Annotated in this window: 24 protein-coding genes; 7 read left to right on the top strand and 17 right to left on the bottom strand. The window is 68.6% G+C overall.

Features of this window, described 5'->3' with window-relative positions; all coding sequences use genetic code 11:
- The first annotated feature begins 65 nt into the window (after positions 1–65).
- Positions 66–4448, top strand: a complete 4383-nt coding sequence (locus ACSQ9I_RS18960; protein WP_436314102.1) for a DEAD/DEAH box helicase — start codon at positions 66–68, stop codon at positions 4446–4448.
- A 29-nt stretch (positions 4449–4477) separates the two neighbouring features.
- On the opposite strand, the gene ACSQ9I_RS18965 is transcribed toward ACSQ9I_RS18960, so the two are convergent.
- Positions 4478–5272 (bottom strand): exodeoxyribonuclease III, encoded by a 795-nt coding sequence (locus ACSQ9I_RS18965; RefSeq protein ID WP_436314103.1) that lies wholly within the window; start codon positions 5270–5272, stop codon positions 4478–4480.
- 250 nt (positions 5273–5522) lie between these two features.
- On the opposite strand from ACSQ9I_RS18965, the gene ACSQ9I_RS18970 reads away from it, so the two are divergent.
- Complete coding sequence (locus tag ACSQ9I_RS18970) at positions 5523–5918, top strand: response regulator (protein WP_436294580.1); 396 nt, start codon at positions 5523–5525, stop codon at positions 5916–5918.
- A gap of 19 nt (positions 5919–5937) precedes the next feature.
- Here the strand turns inward: ACSQ9I_RS18970 and ACSQ9I_RS18975 are convergent, their stop codons facing one another.
- Together ACSQ9I_RS18975 and ACSQ9I_RS18980 are read right to left on the bottom strand one after the other, a co-directional pair.
- Complete coding sequence (locus ACSQ9I_RS18975) at positions 5938–6303, bottom strand: hypothetical protein (protein ID WP_093108236.1); 366 nt, start codon at positions 6301–6303, stop codon at positions 5938–5940.
- Positions 6300–6521: a hypothetical protein gene (locus ACSQ9I_RS18980; protein ID WP_093108238.1), complete on the bottom strand. Its 222-nt coding sequence runs from the start codon at positions 6519–6521 to the stop codon at positions 6300–6302. The genes ACSQ9I_RS18975 and ACSQ9I_RS18980 overlap by 4 nt, the downstream gene beginning before the upstream one ends.
- Before the next feature lie 274 nt (positions 6522–6795).
- Here ACSQ9I_RS18980 and ACSQ9I_RS18985 point away from each other — a divergent pair, with 274 nt between their 5' ends.
- The 3 genes from ACSQ9I_RS18985 (at position 6796) to ACSQ9I_RS18995 (ending at position 8033) form a co-directional block, all read left to right on the top strand.
- Positions 6796–6999 carry a hypothetical protein gene (locus tag ACSQ9I_RS18985; RefSeq protein ID WP_436314104.1) on the top strand — a complete coding sequence of 68 codons (204 nt, stop codon included), beginning with the start codon at positions 6796–6798 and terminating at the stop codon, positions 6997–6999.
- Positions 7000–7272: 273 nt separating this feature from the next.
- A complete protein-coding gene (locus ACSQ9I_RS18990; protein ID WP_436314105.1) occupies positions 7273–7653 on the top strand; it encodes a helicase SNF2 in 381 nt (126 codons plus the stop codon).
- A gap of 125 nt (positions 7654–7778) precedes the next feature.
- On the top strand, positions 7779–8033 hold the full coding sequence (locus ACSQ9I_RS18995; RefSeq protein WP_436294505.1) for a hypothetical protein: 255 nt from the start codon (positions 7779–7781) through the stop codon (positions 8031–8033).
- Positions 8034–8062: 29 nt separating this feature from the next.
- Here the strand turns inward: ACSQ9I_RS18995 and ACSQ9I_RS19000 are convergent, their stop codons facing one another.
- Positions 8063–8635 carry a hypothetical protein gene (locus ACSQ9I_RS19000; RefSeq protein ID WP_436294506.1) on the bottom strand — a complete coding sequence of 191 codons (573 nt, stop codon included), beginning with the start codon at positions 8633–8635 and terminating at the stop codon, positions 8063–8065.
- A 28-nt stretch (positions 8636–8663) separates the two neighbouring features.
- On the bottom strand, positions 8664–8852 hold the full coding sequence (locus tag ACSQ9I_RS19005; RefSeq protein ID WP_244503896.1) for a hypothetical protein: 189 nt from the start codon (positions 8850–8852) through the stop codon (positions 8664–8666).
- A gap of 273 nt (positions 8853–9125) precedes the next feature.
- Here ACSQ9I_RS19005 and ACSQ9I_RS19010 point away from each other — a divergent pair, with 273 nt between their 5' ends.
- A complete protein-coding gene (locus tag ACSQ9I_RS19010) occupies positions 9126–9530 on the top strand; it encodes a hypothetical protein (RefSeq protein ID WP_436304579.1) in 405 nt (134 codons plus the stop codon).
- A gap of 8 nt (positions 9531–9538) precedes the next feature.
- Here ACSQ9I_RS19010 and ybaL read toward each other — a convergent pair whose 3' ends face one another.
- The 5 genes from ybaL to phbB form a co-directional block, all read right to left on the bottom strand.
- Complete coding sequence (ybaL, locus tag ACSQ9I_RS19015; protein WP_436314106.1) at positions 9539–11230, bottom strand: YbaL family putative K(+) efflux transporter; 1692 nt, start codon at positions 11228–11230, stop codon at positions 9539–9541.
- Positions 11231–11282: 52 nt separating this feature from the next.
- The gene (locus ACSQ9I_RS19020) at positions 11283–13529 is read right to left on the bottom strand and encodes a xanthine dehydrogenase family protein molybdopterin-binding subunit (protein WP_436314107.1); all 2247 of its coding nucleotides are present in this window, start codon (positions 13527–13529) and stop codon (positions 11283–11285) included.
- A complete protein-coding gene (locus ACSQ9I_RS19025) occupies positions 13526–14521 on the bottom strand; it encodes an FAD binding domain-containing protein (RefSeq protein ID WP_436304582.1) in 996 nt (331 codons plus the stop codon). Before ACSQ9I_RS19025 ends, ACSQ9I_RS19020 begins: the two co-directional genes overlap by 4 nt.
- Positions 14518–15054 carry a (2Fe-2S)-binding protein gene (locus ACSQ9I_RS19030; RefSeq protein ID WP_436304583.1) on the bottom strand — a complete coding sequence of 179 codons (537 nt, stop codon included), beginning with the start codon at positions 15052–15054 and terminating at the stop codon, positions 14518–14520. The genes ACSQ9I_RS19025 and ACSQ9I_RS19030 overlap by 4 nt, the downstream gene beginning before the upstream one ends.
- 122 nt (positions 15055–15176) lie before the next feature.
- Positions 15177–15914, bottom strand: a complete 738-nt coding sequence (gene phbB, locus ACSQ9I_RS19035; RefSeq protein ID WP_214697806.1) for an acetoacetyl-CoA reductase — start codon at positions 15912–15914, stop codon at positions 15177–15179.
- 154 nt (positions 15915–16068) lie between these two features.
- On the opposite strand from phbB, the gene ACSQ9I_RS19040 reads away from it, so the two are divergent.
- A complete protein-coding gene (locus ACSQ9I_RS19040; RefSeq protein ID WP_436314108.1) occupies positions 16069–16896 on the top strand; it encodes an endonuclease/exonuclease/phosphatase family protein in 828 nt (275 codons plus the stop codon).
- Between the two features lie 12 nt (positions 16897–16908).
- Here ACSQ9I_RS19040 and ACSQ9I_RS19045 read toward each other — a convergent pair whose 3' ends face one another.
- The 7 genes from ACSQ9I_RS19045 to ACSQ9I_RS19075 form a co-directional block, all read right to left on the bottom strand.
- Positions 16909–17844 carry a tripartite tricarboxylate transporter substrate-binding protein gene (locus ACSQ9I_RS19045; RefSeq protein ID WP_436315781.1) on the bottom strand — a complete coding sequence of 312 codons (936 nt, stop codon included), beginning with the start codon at positions 17842–17844 and terminating at the stop codon, positions 16909–16911.
- 90 nt (positions 17845–17934) lie between these two features.
- On the bottom strand, positions 17935–18795 hold the full coding sequence (locus ACSQ9I_RS19050) for an HpcH/HpaI aldolase/citrate lyase family protein (protein ID WP_436309359.1): 861 nt from the start codon (positions 18793–18795) through the stop codon (positions 17935–17937).
- Positions 18792–20147 (bottom strand): MmgE/PrpD family protein, encoded by a 1356-nt coding sequence (locus tag ACSQ9I_RS19055; protein WP_436314109.1) that lies wholly within the window; start codon positions 20145–20147, stop codon positions 18792–18794. Before ACSQ9I_RS19055 ends, ACSQ9I_RS19050 begins: the two co-directional genes overlap by 4 nt.
- A 1-nt stretch (position 20148) precedes the next feature.
- A complete protein-coding gene (locus ACSQ9I_RS19060) occupies positions 20149–21330 on the bottom strand; it encodes a CaiB/BaiF CoA transferase family protein (RefSeq protein WP_436314110.1) in 1182 nt (393 codons plus the stop codon).
- A gap of 13 nt (positions 21331–21343) precedes the next feature.
- The gene (locus ACSQ9I_RS19065; protein WP_436304588.1) at positions 21344–22513 is read right to left on the bottom strand and encodes an acyl-CoA dehydrogenase family protein; all 1170 of its coding nucleotides are present in this window, start codon (positions 22511–22513) and stop codon (positions 21344–21346) included.
- A gap of 7 nt (positions 22514–22520) precedes the next feature.
- Entirely contained in the window at positions 22521–23411 is an 891-nt protein-coding gene (locus ACSQ9I_RS19070) for an FAS1-like dehydratase domain-containing protein (RefSeq protein ID WP_436314111.1), read from the bottom strand.
- Positions 23412–23415: 4 nt separating this feature from the next.
- A complete protein-coding gene (locus ACSQ9I_RS19075) occupies positions 23416–24393 on the bottom strand; it encodes a tripartite tricarboxylate transporter substrate binding protein (RefSeq protein WP_093112004.1) in 978 nt (325 codons plus the stop codon).
- Between the last annotated feature and the right edge of the window lie 30 nt (positions 24394–24423).

Here is a 24423-nt window from a genome sequence, read left to right on the forward strand (position 1 = left end):
ACTTGACATTCGCGACAAAGGCCCGAATTGACCGGATATCGCAAGCTGGCCCATCGGCCGCTACGATGTCCGTTCTGCCTGTGTCCCTCGAAGCCTTCCACCCCGCCGTCAGCGGCTGGTTCAGCCGCAGCTTCGCTGCGCCCACCGAGGCGCAGGCGGCGGCGTGGCCCGCGATCCGTGCGGGTCGCCATACGCTGGTCGCCGCGCCGACCGGATCGGGCAAGACCCTGACGGCCTTCCTCGCCGCGCTGGATGGACTGGTGCGCCAGGGCTTGAAGCCCGAGGGGCTCGCCGACGAAACCACGGTGGTCTACGTCTCGCCGCTGAAGGCGCTGTCCAACGACATCCACCTGAACCTGGAAGTGCCGCTGGCGGGCATCCGCGCCGAACTGGCCGCGCTGGGCCTGCCGGACGTCGACATCCGCAGCGCCGTGCGCACCGGCGATACGGCGCCCAGGGATCGCCAGCAGAACCTGCGCAAGCCTCCGCACATCCTGGTCACCACGCCGGAGTCGCTGTACGTGCTGCTCGGTTCGGCATCGGGCCGCAAGATGCTGTCGACCGTGCGCACGGCGATCGTCGACGAGATCCATGCGATCGCGGCCAGCAAGCGCGGCAGCCATCTGTCGCTGTCGCTCGAAAGGCTGCAATCGCTCTGCGAGAAGCCTCTGACGCGCATCGGTCTCTCCGCCACGCAGAAGCCCATCGACGAGGTCGCGCGCTTCCTGGTGGGTGCGGGCGCAGTCACCGATGGCGTTGCGGATTGCGAGATCGTCGACATCGGCTATGCCAAGGAACGCGATCTCGCGCTCGAGCTGCCGCCCGTGCCGCTCGGCGCGGTGATGTCGAACGAGCAGTGGGAGCAGGTCTATTCGCGCGTCGCCGAACTCGTGCACCTGCATCGCACCACGCTGGTCTTCGTCAACACCCGGCGCATGGCCGAACGTGCGGCGCGGCATCTGGGCGAGCGCCTCGGGAAGGAAACGGTGGCGGCCCATCACGGCAGCCTCGCGAAGGAGGCGCGCCTCGACGCGGAGCAACGCCTCAAGCGCGGCGAACTGAAAGTGCTCGTGGCTACCGCCTCGCTGGAACTGGGCCTGGACATCGGCGATGTCGACCTGGTGTGCCAGCTGGGTTCGCCCCGATCGATCGCCACCTTCCTGCAGCGCGCCGGCCGCTCGGGCCATGCGGTGGGCGGCACGCCCAAGGCGCGCCTGTTCCCGCAGTCGCGCGACGAGCTGGTCGAATGCGCGGCCTTGCTCGATTGCATCCGCCGCGGCGAGCTCGATGCCTTGCATGTGCTGCCCGCGCCCCTCGATGTGCTGGCGCAGCAGATCGTGGCCGAGACCGCCAGCCGCGAATGGGACGAAGACGAGCTGTTCGCCCTGCTGCGCCGCGCCTGGCCCTATGCGCAGTTGGAGCGCGAGGACTACGCCGCCGTGGTGCGCATGCTTTCCGAAGGCTTCACCACCCGTAACGGACCGCGCGCCGGCTATGTGCACCGTGACGCGGTCCATCACCGCTTGCGCGAACGCAAGGGCGCGCGCCTGACCGCCCTCACCTCGGGCGGCACCATTCCCGAGACCGGCGACTACAGCGTGGTGCTCGAACCGCAGGCCCACAAGATCGGCACCGTGAACGAAGACTTCGCGGTCGAGAGCCTGGCCGGCGACGTGTTCCAGCTCGGCAACACCAGCTACCGCATCCTGCGCATCGAGCCGGGCCGCGTGCGCGTGGAAGATGCGCATGGTGCGGCGCCCAACATCCCGTTCTGGCTCGGCGAGGCGCCGGGCCGCAGCGACGAGCTCTCCTTCGGCGTCTCGCGGCTGCGCGACGAGGTCGGACAGCACATCGCCACGCAAGGCGCCGAGGCCGCGGTGCGCTGGCTGGCGCGCGGCGTGGGACTGCACGACGAAGCCGCACGCCAGATCGTCGACCACCTCGCGCGCACCGTGGCAGCGCTGGGCGCGGTGCCGACGCAGGACCGGATCGTGATCGAGCGCTTCTTCGACGAATCGGGCGGCATGCAGCTGGTGATCCATTCGCCGTATGGAAGCCGTCTCAACCGCGCGTGGGGCCTGGCCCTGCGCAAGCGCTTCTGCCGCAAGTTCAATTTCGAGCTGCAGGCCGCGGCGACCGAGGATGCGATCGTGCTCTCGCTGTCCACCAGCCACAGCTTTGCGCTGCCGGAGGTGGCCCGCTACCTGCACTCGGCCACGGCGCTGGACGTGCTGGTGCAGGCGCTGCTGGACGCGCCGCTGTTCGGTGTGCGCTGGCGCTGGAATGCAACCACCGCACTCGCCCTGCCGCGCTTCATCGGCGGCCGCAAGGTGGCGCCGCAGCTGCAGCGCATGAAGTCCGAAGACCTGCTGGCGTCCGTGTTCCCGGACCAGGTCGCCTGCGCCGAGAACCTCGCGGGCGAACGCGAGATCCCCGAGCACCCACTGGTCGCGCAGACCCTGGACGACTGCCTGCATGAGGCCATGGACGCCGAGGGCTGGTTGCGCCTGCTGCGTCGCATCGAAGCGGGCGAAGTGAGCGTGCTCGCGTGCGATCTTCCCGCGCCCTCGCCGCTCGCCGCGGAAGTGCTGAACGCACGGCCCTATGCCTTTCTCGACGATGCGCCGCTGGAAGAGCGCCGCACCCAGGCCGTGCAGAGCCGCCGCTACACCGATCCGGAGAGCGCGGACGACATGGGCCGGCTGGACCCGGAGGCGATCGGCAGCGTGCGCGAGGAAGCCTGGCCCGGCCCCCGCAACCCCGACGAGATGCATGAAGCGCTCAGCGGGCTCGGCGTGGTCAACGACGAGGATGTGGCCCGCAATGCGAACTGGAAAACATGGCTCGAGGCGCTCGCCGGCGCCGGCCGCGCGACGCGCCTGTCGCCTGGCCTGTGGGTCGCGGCCGAGCGCCTGGCGCTGACCCAGGCGCTCTATCCCGGCGCCGCCATGCAGCCGCTCATCGAGGCCCCTGCCGAATATGCGCAGACCTCCGGGAGCCGCGACGAGCTGCTGCGCGAGCTGCTGCAGTCGCGCCTCGGCGGGCTGGGCCCGGTCTCGGCGGACGAACTGGCGCAGCAGCTCCGGTTGCCGCTCTCAGACATCGAAGCCGCACTGCTGGGATTGCAAAGCGAAGGCCAAGTGCTGCAGGGGCGATTCACGCCCGAGGCCGACGGCCAGGAGTGGTGCGAAAGGCATCTGCTCGCACGCATCCACCGCTACACCCTCAAGCGCCTGCGGCGCGAGATCGAACCCGTGGAGCCGCGCGACTTCGCACGCTTTCTCTTCGAATGGCAGCACGTCGGCGCGGCCGCGCGTGTCAGCGGCCCGGATGCCCTGGCCGGCGTGCTGACCCAATTGGAAGGCTACGAGGCGCCGGCCGCGCTGTGGGAGGCCGAACTGCTGCCGGCGCGCGTCAACGACTATGCCAGCGCCTGGCTCGACGACCTGTGCACTGCGGGGCGCGTGCTGTGGACGCGGCTGCGGCCGTCCGCCAACGATGGCCGCGCGGCAGGGGGTGCCGGCCAGTCGCTGCGCGCCACGCCGATCCTGCTGCTGCCGCGGCGCAGCGCAGCGCTCTGGAACGGACTCGCGCCGGCACCGGTCGACGACGCGGGACTGGGTTCGCGCGCGCAGCGCGTGGCTGCCTGGCTCGCGGCCAACGGCGCGTCATTCTTCGACGAGATCGCCGAGGGCGCACGCCTGCTGGGCACCGAGGTCGAAGACGCGCTCAGCGAACTGGTCGCGCGCGGCCGCGTGCGCTGCGACAGTTATGCGGGCCTGCGCGCATTGCTGGTTCCGGCCTCGAAGCGCGCGCCGACGCACGCGCAGCAGCAGCGCCGGCGCCGCGCCGCGCTCTTCGGCATCGAGGACGCGGGCCGCTGGCTGCTGACGCGGCAGCCGGGCTCCGCGACGACCGAAGAGCCGCCACGCGCCCTCGCGCCCGAATCCATCGAACAGGTCGCGCGCGTGCTGCTGCGCCGCTATGGCGTGGTGTGCTGGAGCATGCTCGAGCGCGAGGCCGCCTGGTTGCCGCCATGGCGCGACCTGGTGCGCAGCTACCGCCGGCTCGAAGCGCGCGGCGAGATCCGCGGCGGCCGCTTCATCGCGGGCCTGTCCGGCGAGCAGTTCGCGCTGCCCGAGGCCATCGGGCTCATGCGCCAGATGCGGCGCCGGCCGGCCGACGAAAGCCTGGTCTGCCTGTCGGCTTCGGATCCCGCCAACCTGCTCGGAACGGTCGTTCCGGGCACCAAGATTCCGCGGGTCGCAGGCTCGCGTGTGCTGTACCGGGATGGCATCCCTATCGCGACCAGCGTCGCGGGCCAGGTCGAGATGCTTGCGCCCCTGAGCGCCGCGCAGCAGAACGCGGCGCGCAAGACGCTCTCGCTGGACCCCGCGCTGCATTGGGTGCATCGAACAACGGAGATCGCCGAGGAGCTTCGCCGCTGAACGCCGGCGTCGGCGAGCGCATCGCTGCTTCAGCTCTTGTCGGAGAGCCCGATCGAGGGCAGATCGAGTTCGACCCAGGCCGGCGCGTGATCGCTGGCACCAGCCCGGCCACGCACCTCGCGATCCACGTTCGCATCGATCAGCAAGGGCGCGAGCTCCGCATTGAGCAGCAGGTGGTCAATGCGAAGGCCCGCGTTGCGCGGCCAGCGGTTGCGCCAGTAGTCCCAGTAGGTGTAGATCGCCTCGTTCGGATGGCGCGCGCGGATCGCGTCGGTCCAGCCCTGCTTCAAGAGGCGCGCGAAGGCGGCACGAGCCTCCGGCTGCAGCAGCGCATCGTCGCGCCACGAGGCGGGGTTGTAGATGTCGGCATCGGTAGGCACCACGTTGAAGTCCCCGGCCAGCACCGCCGGCAGCCCGCAGGCGTAGAGCTTGCGCGCATGCACTTCGAGCCGTCCGAACCATTCGAGCTTGTAGTCGAACTTGGGGCCGGGCTGGGGATTGCCGTTGGGCAAGTACAGGCAGCCGACGACCACGCCGCCGACCACGGCTTCGAGGTAGCGGCTCTGGCTGTCTTCGCTGTCCAGGCCGCGGCCGGTTTCGATCGGCTCCCGGCCGCGCGCGAGGATGGCCACGCCGTTCCACGAACGCTGGCCATGAAACACGACGCCGTAGCCCGCTGCGCGAATCGCGGCCGCTGGAAAATTCTCGTCGGGCGACTTGAGCTCCTGCAGGCAGGCCACGTCCGGCCTCGACTCGGCCAGCCATTCCAGCAGGCGCGGGAGACGGCCGTTGACACCGTTGACGTTGAAGGTCGCGATCTTCATGGCGCAGGCATGGGAGGAAGAATGACGTCGGCATCATGACGTGCAAGCCGTCATCGGCCGCGTCGGAGGACATGCTGTGCTTTTCCATGTGTTGCGCCCTGTATCGCCATACACCAGAGGCGGGCATCTGATCGCGGCGCGTTCCTACAGTCCGCCCCTCGGCGCAGGACGATGCTCCCGATCCCAACGTCCCGAGAGATCGCAGATGGCCCCCTCAACCGCATGCTCGCCCAATGCTTGCAGCTTGCGGGTGCTGGTGGTCGAAGACGATCCCGATGTGCTGGAAGCCGCGCTCGAGGCCCTGGAACTCCTGGGCCACTGGGCGACCGGCGTCCGCAGCGCCGAGGGTGCGCTCACCCGCTTCCTCGAAGGCGCGTTCGACGTGCTGATGGTCGACGTCGGCCTGCCGGCCTTGTCCGGGCTGGAACTGGCCGGCAAGTTGCAGTCTCGTTGCAAGCTGCCGGTCATTTTTGCCACGGGCAGAAAGGCGCCGGACGGACCTCTGCACAGCGCCGTCTGGCTGTGCAAGCCCTTCAGCCTCGAGCAACTGCGCGACGCACTGCGCCAGGCGTCCCAGCTCGTCGAGCTGAAGCTCGTCGACAACCCGGTCGCGCCTGCACCACGGGTCGCGGCAAGCGGCGCCTAGAAGCGGCGCTGCGAAGCACTCAAGCCGGCGGGCAGCGGTCGTAGACCAGGGCCAGGTAGTCCGCGTGCTTTCGAAGGCTCTCGAGCTGCTGCACCGTGTTGCCGCGGATCGGGTCCTTCGGGTCGAACCTCACGTCGCCGTCGGGCAACAGAATGAAATGCGTTCGGCCGGACAAGCGGCCGCTGCGGTCGTCGGCATGCACGTAGCCGCAGCCCGTGCCCGTGCTCTTGTTGTAGGTCACGCCGGAGAACACGGCGAAGCGGGGTTCCGGCAGCCTGGTTTTCACCTGTGATTGGACCTGCCAGATCGGCCAATAGAACCACCACCCGCCGACGCAAGCGGCAAAGACCGAGATGCTGGCCAGAATGCAGACAATGACTCTCATGGCTTGTCCTTGTCGGGTTGCACGAACTGCATCGCGAAACGACCCAGAGGGGTCAGTTCCGTCACGGTGGCCGTGCCCGCCCGTCCCGGCGGCGCCGAGAACGTGACCTTGACCCAGCCCCCGTCCTTCAGGATGCGCAGGCTCTCGATGTCCTCTGCCGCAGTGAAGACCATCGGCAGAGGACCCTTGGCCACGCGCTGGAGCACGCTATAGGACATGTGCTGCCAGGCAGGCACGGCGAAGAGACCGACCGTGGTTTGTCTCGGAGCGTATGTCCATGTAGCCAATTGTAATTACATGTAGTACTTACAGGTTAACTTCTTTCGTGATCCATTTCACGCGTTCGCGAAACCGGCAAAAGCATGAAGTAGTGCCGAATGCGGCGCGCAAGGCCCGCCCCTGCCATGGAAAGGGTCCGGCGCTTTGTGTAGTCTTTCGTGGAGCAGGAGATAACCATCGAAATGGCCCGAGCGCCATGAAATAGAGGCAGCCATGCAGGATTCGGTGACGCCTATCGACGCATCCTTCGAGCGATGGACGCAACTCTCGGACGCCTACGAGCAGCACCTGCTGCACATGAAGCAGGGTGATGAAAGCGCGCGCGCAGAAGCGATACGGCTCGCACGCGAACTGGATGCGCTGACCCGACTGCTCGGACGCAAGCTCCCCGCGAACCAGTCGCCCGACAAGCGCTGAGGGCCTTCTTCGTCCTTCCGCGCAGCCTTCTCTGGGTCCAATTGCCCGATCCGGATCGGGGTGCCGCGTCCGGATTGTTGCCGGAACGAAAACACCGCAATTCCATTTGGCAGGGTTTCCACCTAGATTTCGGGCGCAAACTTCATCCCCACAGAGCAGCCATTCACTGTTCTGGATGAACAGGGCACCGAGCGAGGTGGCCGCCCCCGAAGGGACGGCGCCCCACCCAAGACCGGTTCGAAATCATCATCCAAACCATTGAAGGAAATTGAAATGAAGACCTCGAAGATCATTGCCGCCGCCGCTCTCTCGCTTCTTGCTGCCGCTGGCGCCCAAGCCGAAACCTATGAAGGCGTGCATTCGCTGGTGTCGGCCAACAGCCGTGCCGACGTGAGGGCCCAAGCGGTGGCTGCCGCACGCAGCGAGAACCCGTACGCCGAAGGCGTCTCGTCCCGCATCGCGCCGGCGCTGACCGCCTCGACCGACCGTGCCGGCGTGCGAGCCGAAGCCGTCGCCGCCGCCCGCAGCGCCAACCCGTACGCGGAAGGCTATGCGCAAGGCGTGGCGCCGGTGCTCGCCAGCACGGTTGACCGTGCCACCGTGCGCGCCGAAGCCCGCGCCGCAGCGCGCGGCATCGACCAGCTTGCGCTGTAATCGGCTGCACTCGAGACGACAAACCGGGCCGCGAGCCCGGTTTTTTCATGCGGCGTTGGCCGCAGGCCACTCGGCCTCGCTGAAAGAATGCCGGCGGCCCGGGAGCGCGGCACAATCTCGTCAGCATGACGCAGCAATTGCCCCACCCCGATGACCTGAGCGATGCGGAGCTCGCTGAACACGCCCATGCCTGGCGACGCCTGGCATTGCGCGGAGACCGCAACGCGCGAGCGCCCGCGCACGCTTACGAGACTGCCTTGCGCGAACGCGTGCGCGCCTCGATGGCAGCCGAGCTGATGGCCAGCGCCGCGGCGCCCGAACCGAAACGCCCGTGGTGGCGCCGATGGTGGCCCTCGATGAGCGAGCACGTCACGTCCTGAACGGACGGCGCTTCCTCCTTCTTCAGCGGTCAGCGGCCGCCGAGCTGCCCGAAGGAGGTGCGAAGCCCCACATAGTCGGTCGGCCCGCTGCTCTCGGGTGGATGACCGGTCGCCGACAGCCAGGCCGCGATGCTGGGCAGGCGCTTGTCGAAATAGAGCTGCAGGTGGGACCAGTTGCCGCCCTCCGTATGGGGCGCGGTCATTTCGAGCGCCTCGACCGCGATCGCGCGCAAGCTGCTCACCATCGCCAGCGAGCGCCCGTCGAGCAATTGCAGCGTCACCTCGCGACCCTGCGCCAGGATTTCATCGAGGATGCGGCGATTCACCGTGTAGTCGGGCCAGCTGCGCTTGCCGCAGGCGTCGTTCAGCTCCCTGAAGACCCAGTGCATGTTGGTGGCGAAGATCGCCGCCACCTGACCGGCCTGCCGCAGGCTCTGCTTCGAGGCCAGGGCCTGCAGCCGCAGCGCCCACAGGATCGCGGCAAGAACGCCCAGTGTCTGGACCCATGCCGCCCATTCGGTCGAGGTCGCAGGACGGTTGAACCAGCCGACGACCACCAGTGCGACAGTGAGCGCGGCGACCGCCGCTCCGAATTTCCGCATGCTTTCCTCTGGGTCTGGGTACGCCGCCTCAGGCGCGCGGCCCGTCCTTGCCGAACAGTTTTCTTATCGCCGCAATCCCTGCCACCAATGCATTGGCGTAAGTCGCTTGCGGATCGCTCGCAGCCTCGAGCGGCAGGTATGGAAGCGCTTCTTCCATCGCGTAGTCGGTGCCCTCCATCAATACCCAATAGAACTCGCCCTCTTCGAGTTCGTGCACGGTGAGCGCGATATTTCGCAATTGCGACATGAGTTTAGGAGGGGGTCATCGAGTGAACTCATCGATCCTATTCAACGCGCGTTACAACACCTAGCCAAAACTTCACGTTTCGTCTCAAATGTGATGAACGGTAATTAAATTGGCAAGTCTTGAATACCCTCAATAGTCTGAATGTGGGTAATTTGCACCTGCCAAGCTTTTCCTACAGCGCCCGGGTGCCGCCATGCCTAAGCTGAATGCACCTCAACAACACCGCCGTGCCAAGGAGGAGACATGAAGCATTTCACCCTCGACCCCCACATGGTCGCCGCCTTCGGAGGGGCCTTCTATCCGACCGGCCACTCCATGGTGATGTTTCCCAATGCCGAGGACGCGAGCCGAGTCGGACACCAGCTGATCGAGAACGGCTTCAGCGGCGACGAGGTCTACCTGATCCCTCCCAAGACCATGCTGGCCCAGATCTCGCCCACGGTCAGGGACGCGGACAACCCGCTGCCCTCGGCCGGCACCGACGGCGCCACCGTGCGCGCCTACACCAAGCTCGCGCGCGACGGCCACACCGGCCTCCTGGTCAAGACCGAGAACAGGGCCGCGGCCGAGCGCCTGATGGAGGTGGTGCGTACGGTGCCCTATTCGATCGCCGAGCGCTACTGCAGGCTGGTGATCGAGGACCTCTGAACCAGGTCTCAGGCCGGCGCGGCGCGGCTGAGCACGGCGCGCGCCATCGACTGCGCAAGCTCGTGCTCGCCGAGGAACACGGTGGCCTCCACCTCCTCCGAGAGCAGCCGCGCCTCCTCCTCGTTGTGGCTGCGGATCACGGTCTCGATCGCGGGGTTGAGCGTGCGCGCGGTCTCGATCATCTGCCGCACATTCATCGCATCGGCGACGGCGACCACGAGCACGCGGGCCCGCGCCACATGCGCCTGGATCAGCACCGCGGGATCGGCCGCATCGCCCCAGACGGCCGCCAGCCCCTCGGCGCGCAGCTTCTCCACCAGTTCGCGGTTCTGCTCCGCCACCACGAAGGGAACATCGTGGGCTGCCAGCTCGGCGGCAATGCGCCGCCCCACGCGGCCATAACCGACCAGCACGACGTGGCGCGACAGGTACTTCGCCTCGGTGCTCACCGGCAGCTCGGCCAACGGGTCGTCGCGCAGCGTCAGGCTGCGCGCAAGGGATGAACGCGCATGCAGCCATTTCTGCAGCGGACCGATCAGGCTGAACCACAGCGGATTGGTGGCGATGGAGATCAGCGCGCCGGCCAGCAGCAGGCTCTGGCCCTCGGCCGGCAGCAGCCCGAGCGAGACGCCGAGCGCAGCCAGGATGAATGAGAACTCGCCGATCTGCGCCAGGCTCGCGCTCACCGTGAGCGCCGTGCTCAAGGGATAGCGCAACAGCAGCACCAGCGCGCAGGCCGCCACGGACTTGCCCACCACGATCACCCCCACGACCGCCAACACCTGCAGCGGGCGTTCGATCAGCACGGCCGGGTTGAACAACATGCCGACCGAGACGAAGAACAGGACGGCAAAGGCGTCGCGCAGGGGCAGCGATTCCTGCGCCGCCCGATGACTGAACTCGGATTCGCGCATCACCATCCCCGCGAAGAAGGCGCCGAGCGCGAAGGACACGCCGAACAGCGCCGCCGATGCGAAGGCGATGCTGACCGCGGCCGCCACCACGCACAGCGTGAAGAGTTCGCGCGAACCGGTGCGCGTGACCTGCCACAGGATCCACGGGAACACGCGCCGCCCCACCACCAGCATCAGCACCACGAAACCACCCACCTGCAGCAGCGTGAGGCCCAGCGTCTGCCAGACCGGCGCAGCGTCGGCCACGGCCGTCTTGCCGCCCATCACGCCGGCCAGCGGCGGCAGCAGCACGAGCACCAGCACCATCGCGAGGTCTTCCACCACCAGCCAGCCGACCGCGATGCGGCCGGTGAAGGAATCGAGGAGCCCCAGGCTTTCGAGCGCGCGCAGCAGCACCACCGTGCTCGCCACCGACAAGGCGAGCCCGAACACCAGTGCGCCGCCCAGGCTCCAGCCCCACCACGTGGCCAATGCGCCACCAAGCAGCGTGGCCACCGCCATCTGCACGATCGCGCCGGGCAATGCGATCTTGCGCACCGCGAGCAGATCGTCGAGCGAGAAATGCAGGCCGACGCCGAACATCAGCAGCATCACGCCGATCTCGGCCAGCTGCGCGGCGATCTCCGCATCCGCCACGAAGCCCGGGGTGAACGGGCCGATGATCACGCCCGCGAGCAGGTAGCCCACCAGCGCCGGCAGCCGAAGCCGCGCCGCCAGGAAGCCGAGTACCAGCGCCAGGCCGAGACCGGCCGCAACGGTATTGATCAGGGAGACGCTGTGGGGCATCGCTGCATTTTGCAAGATCGACGCCAACGCACCTGCACCTTTCAGCGCGCCGTCAATCCAGTCCCAGCACCTTGTCGAGCGTGATCGGCAGGCTGTACACGCGGCGCCCCGTCGCATGGAAGATCGCGTTGCCCACGGCCGCCGCGACGCCCACGATGCCGATCTCCCCGACGCCCTTGACGCCCAGCGGATTGACGACCTCGTCCTGCTCGTCGACGAAGATCACCTCGATCTCCCCGACGTCGGCGTTGGCAGCCAGGTGGTATTCGGCCAGGCTGTGGTTCATCACGCGGCCCAAACGGTGATCGACGAGACCCTCCTCGTGCAGCGCCATGCCGATGCCCCAGACCACGCCGCCCTCGATCTGGCTGGTGGCCGTTCTCGGATTGACGATGCGTCCGGCCGCCACCGCGCTGACGACGCGCGTGACGTGCACGCTGCCCAGCTCTTCATCCACGCGCACCTCGGCGAACACCGCCGAATGCGTGGCGCGCGCGTACTTGCGCTGCTTCATGAGATTGGGCAATGCGAGGCTCTTGGCTTCGATCTGGGCCGCACCGGCGCGCTGCATCAGCTCGCGCAGGCTGATGGAACGCGAGGGATCCACGCGCAGCCGCACCAGGCCGTTGACGAATTCGACATCCTTCAACCGCGGCTGGCGCAGCGGCGTATCGCCTTGCGCACGCGCCATGAGGAGCAGCTTGGCCGCGATCTTGAGGCAGGCGGCCTGAACCGCCGTGCCGATGGTGGCCACGGTGAAGGAGCCCCCCTGGACCGGCGCCAGCGGCAGGCTCGAATCGCCGAGGCTGAAGTCCACCTTGGCAAGCGGCAGGCCCAAGGTCGCCGCTGCGATCTGCGACATCACGGTGCCGGTGCCGGTGCCGATGTCGGTGGTGGCGCTGCCGACCTCCAGCGTGCCGTCGACCCGCAGCACGGCGCGTGCGGCGCCGTGGATCTGCATCGCGTCCCACACGCCGGTGGCCATGCCCCAGCCGATCAGCGTGCGGCCGTCACGCATCGAGCGCGGCTCGGGCTCTCGGCGCGACCAGCCGAAGCGCTCCGCGCCGCGCGCATAGCATTCGCGCAACGCCTTGCTCGAGAAGGGTTTGCCGCTTCCGGGCTCGGTCTCGGTGTAGTTGCGCAGGCGCAGGGCCAGCGGGTCCAGGCCGACGGCATGCGCCAGTTCGTCCATCGCGCTTTCGAGCGCATAAACCCCTTGGGCCGCGCCGGGTGCGCGCATGTCGGTCGGCGTGAAACGGTCGAGCTCGACCACGCGATGGGCCAGCCGCAGGTTCGGCGTGTCGTAGAGCAGACCCGTCCAGCTGACGATGTTCTCGACGTAGTCCTCATTGCGCGAAGTCTCCGACACCGCCTCGTGCACGACGGAGCGCAGCCGCCCTTCGGTATCGCAGGCCAGCTTCAGCGTCTGCAGGGTCTCGGGCCGATGGCCGAAGCTGAACATCTGCTGGCGCGTGAGCACCACGCGCACCGTGCGCCGCAGCGTCAGCGCCGCCATCGCGGCCAGCACCAGCTGGTAGCCGGGCCGCAGCCCCGACCCGAAGGCCCCGCCCACGAAGGGACACAGCACGCGCACATCGCGCTTGCGCAGCTTCAGCACGCGCGCCAGGTAGGCGCGGCTGTTCTGCGCGCCCTGCGTCTTGTCGTAGATCGTGAGCCGCCCTTCGCCCTCCCAGATCGCCGTGCTGGCATGCGTTTCCATGGGGTTGTGAAACTCGGCCGGCGAGCGGTAGCGCGCCTCGATCTTGACCGGCGCTTCGTCCCAGGCATCTTCCGGTTCGCCGCGCACCTTGGGCGCGACCTGGTAGCCGAACTTGAGGCGGCTCGGCTTGCGGGCCTCGATCGCCAGCCGCTGCATGTCGCTGCGCGGCCGCTCGGCGGCGCAGTGCACCTCGATCAGCCGCGCCGCATGGCGCGCGGCCTCGAAGCTCACCGCCACGACCAGCGCCACCGGCTGCGCGTCGGAGTGGATCTGCGCATCGTGCAGCGGCCGGAACGGCGAGCCGCCGGGCGCATCCATGTCCTTGTGCAGCAGATCGAAGCGTGCCATGGGCGGCCGGTTCTCGTGGGTCAGCACCTCGATCACGCCCGGCACGGCGCGCGCCGCGCGGCTGTCGATGGAACGGATGCGGCCGCGCGCGATCGGGCTCGGCACCACCACGCCATAGAGCAGGCCCTCGGCCGGATGCTCGGCGGCGTAGCGGGCCGCACCCGTCACCTTGGCCCGAGCGTCGACACGCGCCACCGGCGCCCCGAAGGGCAATCCGGCTTGTGCCGTCACGCACCCGCCTCCATGCCGGCCGCCTGCAGCAGCGCACGCACGACGGTACGGCGCGCCAGTTCGATCTTGAAGCCGTTGTGCTCCAGCGCCCGCGCGCCCTCGACCAGCACGGCCGCCGCTGCCTCGAACGCGGCGACACCGGGCACCTGGCCGGCCAGCAGCGCCTCGGCTTCGCACCGGCGCCAGGGCTTGTGGGCCACACCGCCGAGCGCGATGCGCGCCGACCGGATGCGCCCCTGCGCGATGTCGAGCGCGCAGGCCGCGGACACCAGCGCGAAAGCGTAGGAGCGCCGGTCGCGCAGCTTGAGATAGCAGGAATGGCGAGCGAAGGGATCGGGCGGCAGCTCGAGCGCGATGACCAGTTCGTCCGCGGCCAGCGTCGTATCGCGCTCCGGTGCATCGCCGGGCAGCCGATGGAAGTCGGCCATGGCGATGGAGCGTTCGCCCTGCGGCCCCTGCACGTGAACCACCGCTTCGAGCGCCGCCAGCGCGACGCACATGTCCGAAGGATGCACCGCAACGCACTGCTCGCTGGCGCCGAGGATCGCGTGGATGCGATTCAGCCCCTCGATCGCCGGGCAGCCGCTGCCCGGCGCGCGCTTGTTGCACGGCGTGACGATGTCGTAGAAGTAGTAGCAGCGCGTGCGCTGCAGCAGGTTGCCGCCGACGGTCGCCATGTTGCGCAGCTGCGGCGAGGCGCCGGCCAGCAGCGCCTCCGCCAGCAGGGGATAGCGGCGCTGCACTTCCGGATGCCAGGCCAGGTCGGCATTGCGCACCAGCGCGCCCACGTGGAGGCCGCCGCGTTCGGTGACGCGCACCTCGCGCAGCGGCAGGTGCGTGATGTCGACCAGCCGCGCAGGCCGGGCGACGCCTTCCTTCATGAGGTCGAGCAGATTGGTGCCGCCGGCGATGAAGCGCGCGCCGTCCACGCCGCCAATGGAGCGCAGCGCGTCGGCCGCATCGGTGGCGCGGTGGTACTCGAAAGGATTCATCGCACGGCTTTCCACGCACCGGACTGCTGATGCCCCAGCACTTCGACCACCGCCCTGACGATGTTCGGATAGGCGCCGCAACGGCAGAGGTTGCCGCTCATCTGTTCGCGCACGTCGTCTTCGTTCTGCGCATGGCCCTCGCGCAGCAGGCCGACCGCCGAGCAGATCTGGCCCGGCGTGCAGTAGCCGCACTGAAAAGCATCGTGGTCGACGAAGGCCTGCTGCAGCGGATGCAGAAGGTCGCCGTGCGCCAGCCCCTCGATGGTCTGTATCGTCGCGCCCTCCTGCATCACCGCGAGCGCGAGACAGGCGTTGATCCGGCGGCCGTCCACCAGCACCGTACAGGCGCCGCACTGCCCATGGTCGCAGCCCTTCTTGGTGCCGGTCAGGCCGCAGTGCTCGCGCAGCAGGTCCAGCAGCGTGGTCCAGGCCTCGAGCCGCACCGTGCGCGCGACGCCGTTCAAGTGGAAGCGGACCGTGTGCACCTCGCAGGCCGTGCGCTCCTGCGTGCCGAGGGTGGAGGTGGCATCCATGGGCTGTGACCTTGTCGTGCGGCGGAGGCTGGCGCAGTAGGACGTGACCGCAAGCATCGTCGCCGGAAACAAAAAGACCCGCCGTGGCGGGTCTTTTTGCAACTGGCCGAAGCGTCGGCGCCTCAGTGCATGTGCAGGCCGCCGTTGACCGAGAAGTCGGCGCCCGTCGAGTAGCCGCCTTCGTCGGTCGCGAGCCACGCGATGATGGAAGCGATCTCGCTGGGCTCGCCGAGCCGCTTGACGGGGATCGTGCCCACGATCTTGTCGAGCACTTCCTGGCGGATCGCCTTGACCATGTCGGTGCCGATGTAGCCCGGGCTCACGGTGTTCACCGTCACGCCCTTGGCCGCCAGCTCCTGCGCCAGCGCCATCGTGAAGCCGTGCATGCCGGCCTTGGCGGCCGAGTAGTTGGTCTGGCCGGCCTGGCCCTTGGCGCCGTTGACCGAGCTGATGTTGATGATGCGGCCCCAGCCCTTTTCGACCATGTCCGCGACCACCTGCTTGGTGACGTTGAACATGCTGTTGAGGTTGGTCTCGATCACCGCGCTCCAGTCCTCGGGCGTCATCTTGAGGAACATGCGGTCCCGCGTGATGCCGGCGTTGTTGACCAGCACGTCGATGCTGCCGTGTTCGGCCTTGGCCTTGGTGAAGGCCTCGACCGTCGACTGCCAGTCGCCGACATTGCCGACCGACGCGTGGAACTCGTAGCCCTCGGCTTTCTGCTCGGCCAGCCACTTGGCATGGTCCCGCGTGGGACCGCAGCCGGCGATGACCGTGAAACCATCCTTGTGCAGGCGCTGGCAAATGGCGGTTCCGATGCCTCCCATGCCCCCGGTGACGTATGCGACTCTTTTGCTCATGATGTTCCTTATGTTGACGAGCCTGAACAGGCGCTGTTCACTGTAGCGAAGTTTCGCGCAGCCACCGGCTCAGGAAAACACTGACCCCTCAATGCAACGGGGTGTCACAAGCCGTCCATATACCGCGTTCGAACAGAAGGAAGGCAGGCATCCAATGAAACTCGTGACCTGGAACACCCAATGGTGCTGCGGCCTCGACGGCGTCGTGAGCCCGCAGCGCATCGTCGAGGGCGCGCGCGCCATGGGCGACTTCGACGTCCTGTGCCTGCAGGAGATCGCATCGGGCTATGGCGCCATGCCCGGCGGCCCGGGCGACCAGCCGGCCGAGCTCAGCGCGCTGCTGCCGGGCTTTCAGCTCTTCTTCGGTGCCGCGGTGGACGAGTTCGACCCCGAGGGCCGGCGCCAGCGTTTCGGCAACGTGATCGCGACCCGCCTGCCGGTGTCCCGGGTCCAGCACCACCCGCTGCCCTGGCCGGCCGACCCGGACGTGACCAGCATGCCGCGCATGTGCACCGTGCTCACGCTGACCAGCCCCGAACTCGGGCCCCTGCGCGTGATGACCACGCACCTCGAGTACTACTCGTCGAAGCAGCGCACGGCGCAGGCAAGGGCCCTGCTCGCATTGCACGCCGAGGCCTGCGAACAGGCCGCAGCGCCGCCGAAGGCCGACTACGAGGGCCCCTTCCAGCCCAAGCTGCATACGAAAGAAGTCATCCTCTGCGGCGACTTCAACATGGGCGCATCGGACCCGGCGCACGCGACGCTGCGCGAGCGCCTGCGGGATGCGTGGCCGCTGGTGCACGGCAATGCCCCCCACGCACCCACCTTCCGGCTCTTCGACCGCAGGTACGGCCCCGATCCGGTGAGCTACGACTTCGTCTTCGTCAGCGACGGCCTGGCGCCGCGCGTGCGCCGCATCGAGGTCGACCTGGCCACGCGCGCATCCGACCACCAGCCCGTGTTCGTCGAGTTCGGCGATTGAGGCCTAAGGTTCTCACTCGCCTTGGATGCCGGCGGCGCGGATCACCTTGCCCCACTTGGCGGTCTCGGCCGCGAGGTGGCTGCGCAGCGCCTCGGGCGTGACCTTGTCCATGGGCACGATCTCCGAACTCAGGTCGGCCAGGCGCTGCTTGACCACCTCGTCCTGCAGGGCCGCGCGCAGGGCGACGTTGAGCTTCCCGGTCACGGCGGCCGGCGTGCCCTTGGGCGCGTAGATGCCGTGCCACACGCGCACGTCGAAGCCCTTGAGTCCCTGCTCGTCGAGCGTCGGGATGTCGGGCATGCTGGCCAGGCGCTTGGGCGTGGTCACGCCGAACACCTTGACGCGGTTGCCGTCCTTGATGACCGGCGCCGTCTGCGTGGTCTGGTCGCACAGGAGGTCGACCTGGCCGCCCATGAGGTCGTTGAGCGCCGGGCCGGCGCCCTTGTAGGGCACGGTCGTCAGGTCGACGCCGATCTGGCTCGCGAACAGCAGGCCGCACAGCTGCGAGACGGCGCCGATGCCGGCATTGGCAAGCGAGACCTTGTCCTTGTTGGCCTTCACGTAGGTCAGCAGCTCCTTGAAGTTGTTGGCCGGGAAGTCCTTGCGCGACAGCAGCGTCATCGGCACGTCCATCACCTGCCCGATGTACTCGAAGTCCTTGAGCGGGTCATAGGACAGCTTCTTGTAGAGCGCAGGCGCGGTGGCCATGCCCATGTGATGGATCAGGATGGTGTAGCCGTCGGGCTTCGCCTTCGCGACCCGCGCGGGCGCGATGGTGCCGCCGGCGCCGACCGTGTTCTCGACCACCACCGTCTGCCCGAGCGACTTGCCCATCGGGATCGCCAGCATGCGGGCCACCACGTCGGTCGGACCGCCGGCCGAGTAAGGCACCACCATCGTGATGGGCTTGTCGGGCCACGCGGCCTGGGCCGCAGCGGGCGATTGCATTCCCAGCAGGCCTGCGGCCAGCGATGCGCAAAGCAGAACTTTGGATTTCAGTTCCATGTCGTCGTCTCCTGATGTCGATAAAAACCGGATTCAGACCGCGCCCTGCGCTTCCAGCGCGAGCAGGCGTTGCGCGAGCCGCAGCACGGGCGCGTCGACCATGCGGCCGTCCAGGCTGATCACGCCACCGCCGGCGGACTGCATGGCCTCGTTCACGCGCCGCGCCCAGGCCAGTTGCTCGGCGCTCGGGCCGAGGGCCGCATGCACCGGCCCCACCTGCTCGGGATGGATGCAGAGCTTGGCGCCGAAGCCACCGCGCCGCGCGCGTGCGCAATCGAGCTGGAGCCGCTCCCGATCGCGCCAGTCGGGCGACACGCCGTCGATCGGTGCTGCGAGCCCGGCGCGGCGCGAAGCCAGCACCAGCGCAAGGCGCACCGGCACCAATTCGGCCTCGTCGGCTTCGCAGGCCAGACCGAGATCGGCCTGGAAGTCCAGATGGCCGAAGGCAAGCCGAAGCACCTGCGCTGCGTTCGCGAGCGCATCGAGCGCGGCGAGCCCGGCGGCCGATTCGATCAACGGCACGAGCACGCCCTGCGGCCCGACCGTCGCGACCAGCGCTGCGAGTTCTTCGGCACGCTCGGCCTTGGGCAGCACCACGCCGGCGAGCCCTTGCCGCGACAGCTGCGCCACGAGCGCGCAGTCTTCGTCGTGCCAGGCCGTGCCTGACGGATTGACGCGCACGAACAGGCGGCTGCGCTCGCCAGCGGACAGCGCCGCATGGCTGCGGGCGAGCTGCTCGCGCGCCGCCGCCTTGCGCTCGGGCGCCACCGCATCTTCGAGATCGACGATCACAGCGCCGGCGCCCGAAGCCAGCGCACGCGCATGGCGCTCGGGCCGGTCGGCCGGCACGAAGAGGAAGGTACGCGCCAATGCGAGCGGTGTTGCAGCCTTCATGAAGACGCTCCCAGCAGCATGCCGACCGAGGGCGCACGCGCCACGTCCCAGAGCCGCTCGATGGCGTCGTGCATCTCCGCCTCGCTGGCGCCGCCGCTGTAGGCCGCGAGCCGCAGCGCCTTGGCCGTGATCTCCTCGCGGGAGAGCGTGTTGCCGGGGTCGCCCTTGGGTTCGTCGACGCGGCCCTGCAGCACGCGGCCGTCGTTCGTGTGCACCGTGACCTTGCCGATCCAGCGCTTCGGGTAGGCACCGTCCACCTCCGGATCGAGCACCATCTGCACGCAGTCGCGCAGCGCCACTGTTTCGGCATCGCGGAAGTGCGCGTCGAACTCGGCCAGCCCGGCCTGCCCGAAGCGCGCCACCAGCGCGAGCACGGTACCCATCGAGAACTTGGACTGGTGCACCGTGGCCGGGTCGACCACCGGCCCCAGCACATCGATCGCGCCCTGGTGCACATGCGTCGTGACGCGCGCCAGGTTCTCCGCGCGCAGATCGTTCGCGCGCATGACTTCGAGCAGCGCATCGGCCGCCGGATGCGTATGGCGGCACGAGGCGTGGTACTTGAACGAGGTCTCGGCCAGCGCCCAGCGTGTGCCCAGGCCATCGACCAGCCGCTCTGGATCGGCATCCTGCGACATCCCCGCGGCCATGCCCTGCGGGCCTTCGAGGATCTGCTGCGCGCCGGTGAAGCCGTCGCGCGCCAGCGTCGCCGCCATCAGCCCGGCCGCGGCCGCATGCGCGGTGTGCAGTTGCTTCGAATCAGCCGCGGTGCGCAGGAACTCCCAGAGCCCGGCCGACTGCGTGCCGGCCGAGCCGAAGGCATGCTGCATGCGTGTCGCGTCGAGCCCCAGCAGATGGCCGGCCGTGGCCGCTGCCGCAAGGGTGCCGGCCGTGCCGGTCGTGTGGAACACCTTGTAGTGCGAACGCCCGAGGAATTCGCCCACGCGGATGCCGACCTCGTAGCCCGCGACCGCCGCCGCGAGCAGTCGTTCGCCGCTGGCACCCAGCGCCTGCGCCCAGGCCAGCGCGACCGGGAAGACCACCGTCGCCGGATGGAACACAGAGCCGTTGTGCACGTCGTCCTGCTCGGCCACGTGCGAGGCCGCGGCATTGACCAGGGCCGCGAAGTACGGGCTCGTGCGCGTGCGGCCCACCAGCACTTCGCTGCGGCCACCCACGGGCCCCATCTCGCGCGCGAAGGCGGCAATGGTCTCGACCGGCCGTGCGCCGTGCCCTGCGATCGCGGAGCCGAACCAGTCGACCAGCAGGTCTTCGGTGCGGCGAATCACGGGCGCCGGAATGTCGGTGAAGCGCAGCCCGGCGGCGAAGCGTGCGAGGGATTCGGTGCTCATGTCAGATGGCCTCCGCGGCGCGCAGTGCGTGGATGTCGGCCTCGCTGCGGCCCATCGAACGCAGGATGGATTCGGTGTGCTCGCCGACTGCCGGAATCGCATCCATGCGGTAGTCGAAGGCGCTCTGCCGGCCCGGTGGCAGCAGCGCGGGAATGGCACCGGCCGGCGACTCGACCTCGCGCCAGCGCTCGCGCGCCTGCAGCTGCGGGTGCTGCCAGAGGCCCGCCATGTCGTTCATGCGCGCATTGGCGATCTGCGCCGCGTCGAGGCGTTCGAGCACCTGCGCCGTACTCAGCGCGGCGAAGGTCTCGAGGATCAGGGCCTGCAAGACCTCGCGGTTCGCATTGCGCTTGGCGTTGCTGTCGAAGCGCGGATCGGTCGCGAGCCCGGCCTGCATCAGCACGCCTTCGCAGAAGGCCCGCCATTCGCGTTCGTTCTGCAGGCCCAGCATCACGGTGCCGCCATCGCCCGCGGCGAAGGGGCCGTAGGGGTAGATGGTGGCGTGCGAGGCCGCGCTGCGCGGCGGCGGCGGCGCGCCGTCGTAGGCGTAGTACATCGGGTAGCCCATCCATTCGGCCAGCGACTCCAGCATCGACACATCGATGTGCGAACCCTTGCCGGTCTTGCCCCGCTGCAGCAGCGCCGCGAGGATGCCCGTGTAGGCATACATGCCGGCCGCGATGTCGGCGATCGAGTTGCCCGACTTGCAGGGCGCATCGGCCGTGCCGGTGATCGACAGGAAGCCCGCCTCGCTCTGGATCAGCAGGTCGTAGGCCTTCTTGTCGCGATAGGGCCCGTCCTCGCCGTAGCCCGAGATGTCGCAGACGATCAGCGACGGATGCTTCGCCTGCAGCACCTCCGCGCCGAGCCCCATGCGTGCGGCGGCGCCGGGCGCGAGGTTCTGCACCAGCACGTCGGCGCCGGCGACCAGCTCCTGCAGCACGGCCTGCGCGGCCGGCTGCTTGAGGTCGAGCGTGAGACTTTCCTTCGAGCGGTTGACCCAGATGAAGTGCGAGGCCTCGCCGGCCACGCGCTGGTCGTAGGCGCGCGCGAAGTCGCCGCCGCCGGGCCGCTCCACCTTGATCACGCGAGCGCCGAGATCGGCCAGCTGGCGGGTGCACAAAGGTGCCGCGATCGCGTGTTCGAGCGAGACGACGGTGATGCCGTCCAAAGGTCGTGTCATGACGGATCTCCGATCAGAAGGAGCGCGGCAAGCCCAGCAGGTGCTCGGCCACATAGGAATAGATGAGGTTGGTCGAGATCGGTGCCACCTGGTAGAGCCGCGTCTCGCGGAACTTGCGCTCGACGTCGTATTCGCAGGCGAAGCCGAAGCCGCCGTGGGTCTGCAGACAGGTGTTGGCCGCCTCCCACGAGGCCTTGGCCGCGAGGTACTTGGCCATGTTGGCCTCGGCGCCGCAGGGTTGGCCGGCGTCGAACAGCGCGCAGGCCTTGAAGCGCATGAGGTTCGCCGCCTCGGTCTCGATGTAGTTGTCGGCGATCGGGAACTGGATGCCCTGGTTCTGGCCGATCGCGCGGCCGAACACCTGCCGGTCGCTCGCGTAGCGGCGCGCGCGATCGATGAACCACCAGGCATCGCCGATGCACTCGGCCGCGATCAGCGTGCGCTCGGCATTGAGCCCATCGAGGATGTACTTGAAGCCCCTGCCCTCCTCGCCGATCAGGTTCTCGGCCGGGATCTCGAGGTTGTCGAAGAAGACCTCGTTGGTCTCGTGATTGACCATGTTGAGGATCGGCCGCACGGTCATGCCGCGGCCGATGGCCTGCTTCAGGTCGACGATGAAGATCGACATGCCTTCCGACTTCTTCTTCACCTCCGCGAGCGGCGTGGTGCGCGCCAAGAGGATCATCAGATCGGAATGCTGGATGCGCGAGATCCACACCTTCTGACCGTTGACCACGTAGCGGTCGCCCTTCCTCACCGCGGTGGTCTTGAGTTGCGTGGTGTCCGTGCCGGTGGTGGGCTCGGTCACGGCCATGGTCTGCAGGCGCAGCTCGCCGGTCGCGATCTTCGGCAGGTACTGGCGCTTCTGCGCCTCGCTGCCGTGGCGCAGCAGCGTGCCCATGTTGTACATCTGGCCGTGGCAAGAGCCCGCGTTGCCGCCGGCGAAGTTGATCTCTTCCATGATCACCGAGGCTTCGGCCAGGCCCAGGCCGGAGCCGCCGTAGTCGGCGGGGATCAGCGCGGCGAGCCAGCCGGCCTCGGTCAGCGCGTTCACGAAGGCTTCGGGGTAGCCGCGCTCGTGATCGACCTTCTGCCAGTAGGCGGAATCGAAACTGCCGCAGAGCGCGCGCAGGGCATCGCGCATCTCCTGATGCGCATCGGGGGTGGGGATCTGGGTTTTCATGGGGCTCTCAGGACAGGGTGGCGGTGGCTTGCATCGCGAGCCAGCCGTCGGCGTCTTCAGCCCACAGCCGGAAGCTCTTGCCGTCGGCCTCGGGGCGGCCATGCACGCGGAAGGAAGCGGTGTCGAAGGTGGGTCGCACCGCGCGGAACTCGAACTTCGACAACGTGGCCTGCGGCCTCTCGCGCCGCAGCAGGTCGACCAGCAGCGTGGCGATCAGCGGGCCGTGCACGATCAGGCCCGGGTAGCCCTCGACCTCGGTCACGTAGCGCCGGTCGTAGTGGATGCGGTGGCCGTTGAAGGTGAGCGCCGAATAACGGAACAGCAGCACGTCGTCGGGCACGATCTCGCGGCTGAATGCCGCGTCCTTCGGTGCCGGGATGGGCGGCGGCGCGGCTTCGCCCGCGGCCGGCGCTGCACGGTAGACGATGTCGTGCTCCTCGGTCAGCACCAGGCCGCGCGCATTGCGGACCTCGTGGCGCACCAACACGAAGACCAGCTCGCCGCTGCGGCCTGCCTTGTGCGAGACCGAAGCGATGGTCGATGTACGTTCGAGCGCATCGCCGACCACGAGCGGATTGCCTGCCTCCCACGCCAGTCGACCGCCGGCCCACATGCGGCGCGGCAGCGGCACCGGCGGCAGGAAGCCCCCGCGCTTGGCATGGCCGTCGGGGCCGATCTCGGATTGACGGTGGTGCGGCAGGAAGTAGAGCCAGTGCCAGAGCTCGGGCAGCCGCGTGCCCTGCCCGGGGGCAGGATCGTCGCGGTCCAGCGTGGCCGCCAGCGCGCGCACCGGCGCGGCCGTGACCTCGTCGGCCAGCGTTTCGCTGCGGCCCTGCCAGGCCTGCAGGCGGGCCAATGCCTCGGCATCGATCACTGAAGGGTGTTGAGAGAGGGTCATGCGTTCAATCCACGGCGGCGCCGGAAGCCTTGACGATCCGCGCCCACTTGGCGATGTCGTCCTGCAGCAGCTTCGTGAACTGCTCGGGCGAGGTCGGCGCCGCGATCTCGACGCCCTGCTGGTCGAGCTTTTCGCGCAGGTCCGGCGCGACCATGGCCTTCTGCGTCGCGTCCTGCAGTTTGGCGAGCACGTCCTGCGGCACGCCGGCCGGTGCGAACAGGCCGATCCACAGCGTGCCGTTGTAGCCCGGCACCGATTCGGCGATGGCGGGCACGTCCGGCAGCACCGGCGAGCGCTTGTCGCCGCTCACCGCCAACGCGCGCAGCTTGCCGGCCTTGATGTGCGGCAGCGCCGAGGGCAGGCTCGCGAACACGATCGGCAGCTGGCCGCCGAGCACGTCGTTGATGGCGGGCGCCACGCCCTTGTAAGGCACGTGCTGCAGCTGGATGCCCGCCATGCTGTTGAGCATCTCGCCGAGCAGGTGGTTGAGCGTGCCGTTGCCGGCCGAGGCGTACTGGTAGGCCGCGTCCTTGCGCTTCGCGAGCGCAAGCAGCTCGCCGAGCGACCTGGCCGGGAACGACGGGTTGACCAGCAGCACGTTGGGCACTGCGCCGATCAGGCCCACGGGGCGGAAATCCTTGACCGGATCGAAGCCCGGGTTCTTGTAGAGCGCGGGGTTGATGGCCTGGCTGCTGCTGATGGTCATGAGCAGCGTGTAGCCGTCCTTCGGCGCCTTGGCCACCAGCTGTGTGCCGATGTTGCCGCCGGCGCCGGGCCGGTTGTCCACCACCACGCTGGCGCCCAGCACCTCGGCGATCTTCTGGCCGACCAGGCGGCCGACGATGTCGTTGGTGCCGCCGGCCGCCTGCGGCACGACCAGCGTGATCGGGCGCGAGGGATAGCCGGTTTGTGCGGCCGCGTGCCCGACCGGCCATAGCGCGGCAGCAGCAGCCAGAAGAAGCGCGAGTGCGCGAAAGCTCATTTGTGTCTCCGTTGCGTTTGGGCGTTCAAG

This window comes from Variovorax sp. LjRoot84 (genome assembly GCF_964254305.1).
In the GTDB taxonomy this organism is placed as follows: domain Bacteria; phylum Pseudomonadota; class Gammaproteobacteria; order Burkholderiales; family Burkholderiaceae_C; genus Variovorax.